Annotated in this window: 9 protein-coding genes; 5 read left to right on the forward strand and 4 right to left on the reverse strand. The window is 63.5% G+C overall.

Features of this window, described 5'->3' with window-relative positions; genetic code table 11:
* Window positions 1-55 precede the first annotated feature (55 nt).
* A complete protein-coding gene (locus tag QN219_RS33290) occupies window positions 56-1,609 on the forward strand; it encodes a bifunctional aminoglycoside phosphotransferase/ATP-binding protein (protein ID WP_284004697.1) in 1,554 nt (517 codons plus the stop codon).
* Between the two features lie 137 nt (window positions 1,610-1,746).
* On the opposite strand, the gene QN219_RS33295 is transcribed toward QN219_RS33290, so the two are convergent.
* Window positions 1,747-3,948 (reverse strand): copper-translocating P-type ATPase, encoded by a 2,202-nt coding sequence (locus QN219_RS33295; protein ID WP_284004689.1) that lies wholly within the window; start codon window positions 3,946-3,948, stop codon window positions 1,747-1,749.
* 595 nt (window positions 3,949-4,543) lie between these two features.
* On the opposite strand from QN219_RS33295, the gene QN219_RS33300 reads away from it, so the two are divergent.
* From QN219_RS33300 to QN219_RS33315, 4 genes are all read left to right on the forward strand, one after another.
* Complete coding sequence (locus QN219_RS33300; RefSeq protein ID WP_284004690.1) at window positions 4,544-4,822, forward strand: helix-turn-helix transcriptional regulator; 279 nt, start codon at window positions 4,544-4,546, stop codon at window positions 4,820-4,822.
* Between the two features lie 96 nt (window positions 4,823-4,918).
* Window positions 4,919-5,287 carry a hypothetical protein gene (locus tag QN219_RS33305; protein WP_284004691.1) on the forward strand — a complete coding sequence of 123 codons (369 nt, stop codon included), beginning with the start codon at window positions 4,919-4,921 and terminating at the stop codon, window positions 5,285-5,287.
* A gap of 73 nt (window positions 5,288-5,360) precedes the next feature.
* Window positions 5,361-5,561, forward strand: a complete 201-nt coding sequence (locus tag QN219_RS33310) for a hypothetical protein (protein ID WP_284004692.1) — start codon at window positions 5,361-5,363, stop codon at window positions 5,559-5,561.
* A gap of 82 nt (window positions 5,562-5,643) precedes the next feature.
* Window positions 5,644-6,051 (forward strand): c-type cytochrome, encoded by a 408-nt coding sequence (locus tag QN219_RS33315; RefSeq protein ID WP_284004693.1) that lies wholly within the window; start codon window positions 5,644-5,646, stop codon window positions 6,049-6,051.
* A 47-nt stretch (window positions 6,052-6,098) separates the two neighbouring features.
* Here the strand turns inward: QN219_RS33315 and QN219_RS33320 are convergent, their stop codons facing one another.
* The 3 genes from QN219_RS33320 to QN219_RS33330 form a co-directional block, all read right to left on the reverse strand.
* Window positions 6,099-7,706 (reverse strand): MFS transporter, encoded by a 1,608-nt coding sequence (locus tag QN219_RS33320; RefSeq protein WP_284004694.1) that lies wholly within the window; start codon window positions 7,704-7,706, stop codon window positions 6,099-6,101.
* On the reverse strand, window positions 7,703-8,152 hold the full coding sequence (locus tag QN219_RS33325; protein ID WP_284004695.1) for a DoxX family protein: 450 nt from the start codon (window positions 8,150-8,152) through the stop codon (window positions 7,703-7,705). The genes QN219_RS33320 and QN219_RS33325 overlap by 4 nt, the downstream gene beginning before the upstream one ends.
* 15 nt (window positions 8,153-8,167) lie before the next feature.
* Window positions 8,168-9,867: amidohydrolase (locus QN219_RS33330; protein ID WP_284004696.1), on the reverse strand; the 1,700-nt coding region annotated here is incomplete at its 5' end.

Genomic DNA, 9,867 nt, shown 5'->3' on the forward strand with positions numbered 1-9,867 from the left:
GGCCGATCCTGAAACCGCGTTCCATGACACGATGAATGAAAACAGGAGACCATACATGATAGCGGAAGACCAGACCGCGGTGGTCGCCTTTCTGAGCGCTCCCGCTTCCCATGGCGCGACCGAGCCGATCGAAACGATGGAGACGCATATTTCCCGTATCTTCCTTGTCGGCCAGCGAGCATTCAAGTTGAAGCGTGCGGTCAAGCTGCCCTATGTCGATTTCTCGACGGCCGCGCTGCGGCTCGAAGCCTGCCGGAAGGAAGTGGAGCTGAATTCCGCAACTGCGCCAGGGCTCTATCTCGGCGTCCGGCGAATTACCCGCGAGAAGGATGGTTCTCTGGCTTTTGATGGCGACGGGAAGTTGATGGACTCAGTCGTTGAAATGGCGCGTTTCGAGCAGCAAGCGCTCTTCGATAGAATGGCGGTCGAGGGCAGGTTGACCCCCGAGCTCATGACCCTGGCTGCGCAGATGATCGCGCGCTTCCATCGCGCGGCGCCGGTCGTTCATGGAGGGGGAGGTGCCGCGAATATCGGCGCGGTCCTTCGCATCAATGCGGCGGGATTTGCGACGAGCAAGGTCTTCCAATCGGACGAACTCGCCGCGTTCAACCTGGCGTTCGAGCGGGAACTCGCGCGTCACGCGGCATCGCTCGACCGTCGCGAAGCTGCCGGAAAGGTCAGACGCTGCCATGGCGATCTGCACCTGCGCAACATCTGTCTGTTGGATGGCGCGCCGCGGCTGTTCGACTGCATCGAGTTCAACGATCAGATCGCCACGATCGACACGCTCTACGACCTCGCTTTTCTGCTGATGGATCTCTGGCACCGCGGTTTCCCGGACCTCGCCAATCTGGTCATGAATCGCTACCTGGACGATGCCGACGACGAGGACGGATTCGTGCTGCTGCCGTACCTGATGGCAATTCGCGCGGCCGTCCGAGCGCACGTCACCGCCACACAGGTGGAGGAAAGCGGGAAAACGTCGGCGAAACTCGTTGCCGAAGCAAGATCCTACTTCGATCTGGCACTCGCGCTGATCGAACCCGTGCCGGCGCGGCTGATCGCTATCGGGGGCTTCAGCGGCTCTGGCAAGACGACGGTAGCAGAGACACTGGCTGCCCAGATCGGTGCGCCGCCTGGCGCCAGAATTGTCGAAAGCGATCGCATCAGAAAGGCCATGCACGGTGTTCCCGCGGAAACCAGACTACCGTCTTCTGCCTACCGTCCGGAAATATCGGAAAAGGTCTATCGCGAGATGGCGCATCGTGCCCGCTCGATCCTGACTGCAGGAGGCACGGTGATCGTCGATGCGGTTTTCGACAGGGCGGGCAATCGCAGCCTGATGGAAAAGATTGCCCGGAAGCTTGGTATCCCGTTCACCGCCGTCTGGCTGGATGCCGCGCCGGCGCTCTTGCGTGAACGCGTTGCCTCTCGAAGCGGTGGGCCTTCGGATGCAAATCTCGAGGTCCTGTCGGGACAACTGGCGCGCGGCAGCGGTGAGACAGCCTGGCCGCGGCTCGATGCCGCTCAAGGCGCGCAACAAGTCGCTCTGGAGATTTTGAGCCTTCGCAAGAGCCGGCACGGACACGAGCGCGATCTGCGCCTTTGAAGGAGCCTTAAACCATCGCAGGACGTGTGTAACGGTTTCCACCCGGAATTGCGTCGCCACCGAGAATAATGAAGTGCTTTAGCGAAGCGATTTAACCCTTTGAAATTCGGTAGTTCCGGACAAAGGCGCACTCCATCTTATATCCTCGCGCTCCTCAGTCTTAGGGCATTGCCGATGACACTGACGGAGGACAGGGCCATGGCCGCGGCCGCGATGATCGGCGATAGAAGAAGCCCAAAGAGCGGATAAAGGACGCCGGCGGCGACGGGCACCCCTGCGGCGTTATAGATGAAGGCGAAGAACAGATTCTGCCGGATGTTCTTCATCGTGGCGCGGCTGAGCTGCCGTGCCCGTGCGATGCCCTGAAGGTCGCCTTTCAGCAGCGTTACTCCGGCGCTCTCGATCGCGACGTCCGTTCCCGTGCCCATCGCGACGCCGACATCGGCCGCGGCAAGGGCAGGGGCGTCGTTCACCCCGTCTCCGGCCATGGCGACGATCCGACCCTCGCGGCGCAAGCGCGCGACGATTTCGCTTTTATGCTCCGGCAGGATTTCAGCCTCGACCTCCTTGATGCCGAGCCTCCTGGCGACGGCATGGGCGGTGGTCTTGTTGTCGCCGGTCAGCATGACGACCCGCACACCATCACCGAACAGCGCCCGTACGGCAGCGGGTGTCGTCGACTTGATCGGGTCTGAGATCGCGATTAGACCGGCGACTTTGCCATCGACGGCCACAAAGATCACGGTGGCGCCTTCGCCTCGCAGAGCTTCCGCCTTTTCCTTGAGAGCGGAAACGTCCACCTTTTCTTCGGTCATTATCCGATGGCTGCCGATGACGAGCTTGCGTCCGTCGACGGAGCCGGTCACGCCCTTACCGACCGGACTATCGAAGTCTTCTGCCTCGCCAAGGCCCAGGCCGCGTTCATTGGCGGCCTCTACGATTGCCGCGGCGAGCGGATGCTCGCTTGCGCGTTCCAGGCCGGCGGCCAAGCGCAGCAATTCGGCTTCGGAGAACCCGCCCGCAACCGCGATCGACGTCACCTTGGGTTTGCCCTCCGTCAGGGTTCCGGTCTTGTCGACAACGAGCGTGTCGACCTTCTCGAAGCGTTCCAGGGCCTCGGCGTTCTTGATGAGCACCCCGAGACGGGCGCCCCGTCCGACGCCGACCATGATCGACATCGGGGTGGCGAGGCCGAGAGCGCAGGGACAGGCGATGATGAGCACGGCAACTGCGGCGACAAGTCCGCGGGCGAAACGCGGCTCGGGTCCGATCGCCATCCACGTCGCAAACGCGATGAGGGCAATCGCGATCACGAGGGGCACGAACCAGCCCGAGACCTCGTCGGCGAGACGCTGGATCGGCGCGCGCGAGCGCTGCGCATCCGCAACCATGCGCACGATCTGCGACAGCATGGTATCGCTCCCGACTTTCCCCGCTTCCATGATGAAGCCGCCCGTGCGGTTCATCGTGCCCCCGATGAGGCTGGCGCCCGCCGCCTTGGTGACGGGCATCGATTCTCCCGTGATCATCGATTCATCGACCGAACTGCGCCCGTCGATCAAGGTACCGTCGACCGGGACCTTCTCGCCCGGGCGGACCCGCAGCCGGTCCCCGACGGCGACGGCTTCGAGCGGCACATCCTCCTCTTTGCCATCGCTGCGGATGCGGCGCGCTGTCTTCGGTGCGAGATCCAGAAGCGCACGGATCGCACCTCCCGTCTGCTCACGGGCCCGCAGTTCCAGCACCTGTCCGAGCAGCACAAGTACCGTAATGACGGCAGCGGCCTCGAAGTAGACGGCGATCGAGCTGTCGGCTGCGCGGACGGTTGTCGGGAACAGGCCGGGCGCAGCGGTCGCAACCACACTGTAGATCCACGCAACGCCCGTTCCCATCGCTATCAGCGTGAACATGTTGAGGTGCCGGTTGACGATGGATCGCCATGCCCGCTCGAAGAACGGGGCGCCCGCCCACAGGACAACCGGCGTTGCGAAGAGGAGTTGCAACCAGTTCAGTGTCCGCGACCCAAGCAGCATGTGCAGATCGGTGAGGTGCCCGCCCATCTCGAGGACAAGCACCGGTATCGTCAGCACCAGTCCGATCCAGAACCTGCGCCTCATGTCGACGAGTTCGGCGCTCGGCCCGGTATCCGCCGTCGCCACTTCCGGCTCAAGCGCCATGCCGCAGATCGGGCAATTGCCAGGTCCGATCCGGCGCACCTGCGGATGCATGGGGCAGGTATAGACGACGCCTTCAGCCTTTTTCGTCTCCGGACCTGCATCGCGATCTGGCGCCGCGGCGCTCTCCTTCACGTGATGATGGTGATGCTTGTGATCGCCCATTGGATACGACTCCATTGGTGAACGTCCGTCGGGAGCGTGCCGCAGATCCCCTAGATCGGAACGTCGGAGCTCGTCGGCGCGCAGCGTAGCAGTGTTCGACGGCCGTCCCGAGAGCCGTTGCAGGACATCATTCCGGATGCTGTATGATATACGCGATGGCAGTGGAGAGACCAGCGCTCGCGATGTTCGCCTCGACAGAAGCCGCCGTCAGCTGCTCTCTCGAACAACAAGTTCAAATTCCAGGTCGACCGTCCTCTCGTTGCACGGGTGAGGGCGTGCGGCGCTGTAGGAGGCCCACCGGCGATTTCCGGGATTTTGATTCCGGTTCACCTCCGCGCTCACGGGCATGGAGGTGTTTTTTAATCAAGCTGAGACAAGCGGCGCTTGCCCTGATGCAGGTCCGCGGAGCCGATGCCGGGCAGGCATTGGCTCGCGCCGTCACGATTTTCGAGTCGTTGGAGGCGCGTCCGGCGGCTGCGCTTGCGCGAAAGCAGGCGCAACGCCTGAGTGTTGCAGGCGAGCTGCCGAAAATGCGTAGAGGGCCATAGGGGCCGCCCGCCGTCACCCGCTCGGTTTGACGCGCCACGAACAACAAGTGCTCGCCTTGATCGCTGCGGGCATGAGCAACAAGGAAGCCGCCCAGCGCTTGTCGCGATCGCCGGGTACGATCGAGCATCAGGTTTCCGCGGTGCTCGGCAAATTCAACGCCGCCAACCGGATGGAAGTCCTCCTGCCTCTGCGCGGCGAGCCATGGCTCCTGTCGGCCGCAGACGCTCTGCAGTCGTCGAAAATAGGCAAGCTCGCGAAATATAGGGGATCGGCCGCCAGGAAAGTGGGCGGTTGCACCGAAGTGCCTCAGCTTCTCGCCGCATAGGCTGACCTTGTCACCATGGGAACAGACCGCACGGTGACGATGGGGGCATAATACACAGAATACAGACAGTCGATGGCTCGCGGAGGAGGAATAGCGATGACCAGGCGTTCTACGACATTTGCAATGGCCTTGCTCGCCACAACGAGCGTTGCCACGGCGTCGGACCTGGCGCCGGGGAACGGTCACAGTATTCATCTCGGCCGGTTTGATGGTGCTGTCTATTACACGGTCGAGAAAGACGGCTACCGAGTGGTTGCGACCGTGGCCTCCGGGGCGGAAGCGCAGCCGATCCGCTTCGTTTCCACGCTTGGACCCGGGCAGCGTCTGATGATTTCCGTGCCTCAAGCCGTCGGCCAGCCGTCAGCCGATTTCGAGATCACGCGTGATGGCGACGTTCTCTCCGTGCGCGAACCCGGTGCGGCTCCGATCGACAGCATCGCGACCAGCGCAGTGGTCGAGGAGTAACGGCCTTTCCTGGCCAGTCCCGGACCGTCCCAGGCGCCTACCAAGACGAGAGCTTCGGCAAACGGGGGACACGATGCTCTATACACTCATCATGCTGGTTTGTCTGGCGGATGCACCGCAGGCCTGCGAGGTCCGCGAGCAGATCGTCGGGGATTTGGCCGCACATCCTGGTACGGCCTTCATGCAGGCGCAGCCATTAGTTGCGCGTTGGATCGAGCAACATCCCCGCTATTTCGTGCAGCGCTGGAGACTTTTGCCGGATCTGAGGACTTGAGAGCCTTTGCGCAGATCCGAACCGATCACACATCGCGGCCGGCGCGGCCGTGAGCCCTTGGAGGCAACGGAAGATACGTCCAATGCGGCACCCGGTTCTGTTCGCCATGGTCGTCTGGGGTTTTGCAGCCGTTTCCGGGGGGTATTTCCAGGAGGTCGCAGCGGCCGAAATGTTGTTTCGGGTCGTCGACGGCAAGGTCGACGCGCGAATTTATAACGGCTACCGGCGTTATCACGCGGGCTGCAACCACTGCCACGGCCCCGACGGGGTCGGCTCGATTTTCGCGTTCTCTCTCGTCGACCGACCGCGTGACATCGAGCAGTTCAGGCGCGTCGTTCGCAACGGCCAGAGCAGTGGCGGCACCTCGGTCATGAGAGGTTTCGCCGACGATCCCAATTTCGCTCCTTATATCGATGACATCTACGCCTACCTGCAGGCCCGCGCCGAAGGCGTGCTCGGCCGCGGGCGGCCTAAAAGGCTGAAGCCGTAGAACCGCCTCGAAGCTCGAGGCAATCCCGATTCCGGGTATTAATTGCTTTAGCCGCGACGATTGTTGGGCGGGTGGCCGACCGTAATGAAGTGGCGCACCACGGGCGCCTCGGGTCCCTGCTGGAAGCGGAGCACCTCCTGCTGGACATCGGCGTCCGCCTTGGAAACGCGCCGATGCTGCCTGAGGTGCTCGGCCCAGGACTCGACCATGAACCATTCGACGATTCGCTCCGGATCAGCCGCGTCTTCGGTCACGCCCCAGCTATAGGCGCCATCGCGCCGCCGCTCCTGCGACAGGCGATGGATGGCGTCGAGGAATCCATCCCTGTCGCCTCTTGCGATCCGGTATTCGATGAGGATCATCACTGGGCCGCGGTCATTCTCGATGGGCTCTGCGGTAAGCGGCTCCGGCCAATGGTTGGAAGCGACGAGATCGGCTTCGCCTCTCGGGAGCTTGAGCGGGTGAAAGAGCAAGCCGAGGGTGAACAGGCCAGCAGCCCCGATGATCAAGGTGAGAGGAACGCCTGCCGCCTCGGCAACGAGACCCCAGGCAAGGCTGCCGACGGTCATTGCACCGTTGAACACCGTCAGATAGACCGCAAGCGACCGTCCGCGAACCCAGTTCGGCAGGATCGATTGCGCGGCGCCGTTGAGTGTCGTCAGGGCCGTGATCCATGCGGCCCCAAGGGCGAGAAGCACCACGGGCGCCAGCCATTGCGGGGGTGCGAACGAGAGCCCCGCCATCACCGCAGCCGTAACAGCCGCCGCGCCGAGAAGCAGCTTGTCGGCGTCGAAACGGGCGCGCAGTTTAGGCATCAGGACGGCGCCTCCGATCGCACCGGCGCCGACGGCGCCGAGCAATATGCCGTAAAAGCCGGCATCACCGCCGAGCAGGTTGCGGGCAACCAGCGGCAGCAGCGCCCAGACAGCGCTCGAGAATGCGAAGAAGACGGCGGCCCGCAGCAGGACGACATGGAGCTCGTGGCTGGCCTTGGCGTAGCGCAAGCCGGCCCGAAAGGCGCCGGCGAATCTTTCCGAAAGCGCGTCCTCGGCCTCGGGCGGGCGTTTCCACCAGAGGAGCGCGGCGATGACGAAAAGATAGCTGATGACATCGACGCCATAGGTCACGGCGGCGCCAAACCATGCAAGCAGCAGCCCGCCCACTGCGGGCCCGATCGATCGCGCGATGTTGATGCCCAGCGAGTTCAGCGCGACTGCGCTCTTGACGTCCTTCCTGTCGACCAGTTCGGGCACGATCGCCTGCCAGGTCGGCGCCATGAGCGCGGCGCCGACGCCGCCGGCGAAGGTCAAGGCGATCAGCGAACTGACCGACTGGAGCCCCGTTGCCGAAAGAAGCAACAGGCAGATGCTGACGCCGGCAAGCACCAACTGAATGACGATCAGGAATCTGCGGCGGTCGAGAATGTCCGACAGGACGCCGGCAGGGATCGCAAGGAGGAAGATCGGAAGCGTGCCCGCCGCCTGGATCATGGCGACGGCGGCGGGGGCGGGCGAAAGATCGGTCACCAGCCAGGCACTCGCGACATCGCGAATGAAGCTGCCGGTGTTGCCGATGACGGTCGCGATCCAGAGCGTCGCAAAGACCTTATGGCGGAGCGGTGCGAAGCCGCTCGTAGGGGCGGTCGCGTCGGTCATGTTCGAGCGGCCTTCCGCTCGTGGAGGTCCTGCCACGCAACGATCAGGAAGGCGCCAGCGAGACCCAGATGCTCGAAGAACGCAGTGGTCGCCATCGAGCGCTCCATCCCGGGCGGCAGCTCCCAGAAGCGTAGGGCAATGAAGGTCGCGGCGAGCGTAAAGGCGGCGAGCGCCAGCGCGGCAAGCCAGCGGAAGAAGCCGGCAACGACCATCGCTGAGGCGGCGAGCTCGAAGACGATGACCGCAACGGCGAAGAAGAAGGCCGGCTGCAAGCCGAAGTGGCTCATCTCGGCAATCGCCCCGCCGAAGTCAAAGATCTTCGTCAGCGGCCCCTGGATATAGGCGGAGCACAGGACAAGCAGCGCCACGAACCGCAAGGCCGGTGCGCCGAACAGCGGCCTTGCGCGGGCCGCGAGCCGGTTTTCGATCGTGGAAGCAGACGTCATCACTCGCGCCCTTCCTCACACAGCCCAGCAGGAGCAGCCAAGCGCGCCCCAGAAGCCTTTGAGATCGGCAACCGGCAGCTTCGACGTCCAAGCGCCGGCATGGTCGTGTCCATGGACGCCGCAATTGCTGGCGCAGCCACAGGTCGCGATCGCGGTGCGGCGCAGCGAGCGCTTGCCGGCCCCTTCGGGCTCACCCCAGGCGGCATAGCCGGCAAAGGTGCGCACGGGAGACCAGTCGGGCATGGCCGGCGGCAGCTCACTTTCATCGTGCTCGGCAAAGGTGCCAGCAGCATAGACGACCTTGCCGCCGACGACGGTCAGCTCCGACGTGAGAAACGAGATCTCGTCTTCCGCGCAGGCGAAGAAGTCCTTGTCGGGGACGATCAGGTCGGCAAACTGGCCCTTCTCGATGCGGCCCTTCTTGCCCTCCTCGTTGGAGAACCAGGTGACGTTTTCGGTCCACATCCTCAGCGCCGTCTCGCGGTCGAGGCAATTGCGCTGCGGATAGATGCGCATGCCGCCGACGGTGCGCCCGGTGATCATCCAGGAAAGCGAGACCCAGGGATTGTAGGAGGCGACGCGGGTGGCGTCGGTGCCCGCCGATGTCTTGACGCCCTTTTCAAGCATGCGTGCGACCGGCGGTGTCGCCTCGGCCGCACCTGCACCATATCGCTCGACGAAATATTCGCCCTGATAGGCCATACGGTGCTGAACGGCGATGCCGCCGCCGAGCGCGGCGATACGGTCGATCGAACGCTCGGAGATGGTCTCGGCGTGATCGAAGAACCAGTTTAGGCCTTCGAGCGGGATATCCTTGTTCACCTTTTCGAAGACGTCGAGCGCGCGGCTGATCGTCTCGTCATAGGTGGCGTGCAGGCGCCACGGCCAGCGGTTCTGGGCGAGTATCCGCACCACCTCCTCGAGCTCGCCTTCCATTTCGGGCGGCAAGTCGGGGCGTGGCTCGCGGAAATCCTCGAAATCGGCGGCCGAGAAGACCAGCATCTCGCCCGCACCATTGTGCCGGAAGAAGTCGTCGCCCTGCTTGTATTTGACGGAGGAGGTCCACTTGAGGAAATCCTCCTTCTCCTCCTTCGGCTTCTGGGTGAAGAGATTGTAGGCGAGCCTCACCGTCATCTGGCCTTCATCGGCGAGCTTCTGGATCACCGCATAGTCATCCGGATAGTTCTGGAAGCCGCCGCCCGCATCGATGACGCCGGTGACCCCCAGCCGATTGAGCTCGCGCATGAAATGGCGCGTGGAGTTGACCTGGTACTCGAAAGGCAGCTTCGGGCCCCTCGCAAGCGTCGCATAAAGAATGCCGGCGTTTGGTCGGGCAATCAGCATGCCGGTCGGGTTGCCGTTGGCGTCGCGGGCGATCTCGCCACCCGGCGGGTTCGGCGTTTCCTTGGTATAGCCGACGGCACGCAGCGCGGCGGCGTTCAGAAGCGCGCGATCGTAAAGGTGCAGGAGGAATACCGGTGTATCGGGGGCGACCGCATTGATCTCTTCGATCGTCGGCAGCCGTTTTTCAGCGAACTGGTGCTCGGTGAAGCCGCCGACGACGCGCACCCATTGCGGTGGTGGCGTGATTGCAACCTGCCGTTTCAGCATGTCCATCGCGTCGGCAAGCGAGCGCACGCCGTCCCAGCGCAGCTCCATATTATAGTTCAGGCCACCGCGGACGAAGCGGGTGTGATGATCAGTCAGTCCCGGCA

It is taken from the genome of Sinorhizobium sp. 8-89 (assembly GCF_030124325.1).
In the GTDB taxonomy this organism is placed as follows: domain Bacteria; phylum Pseudomonadota; class Alphaproteobacteria; order Rhizobiales; family Rhizobiaceae; genus Sinorhizobium.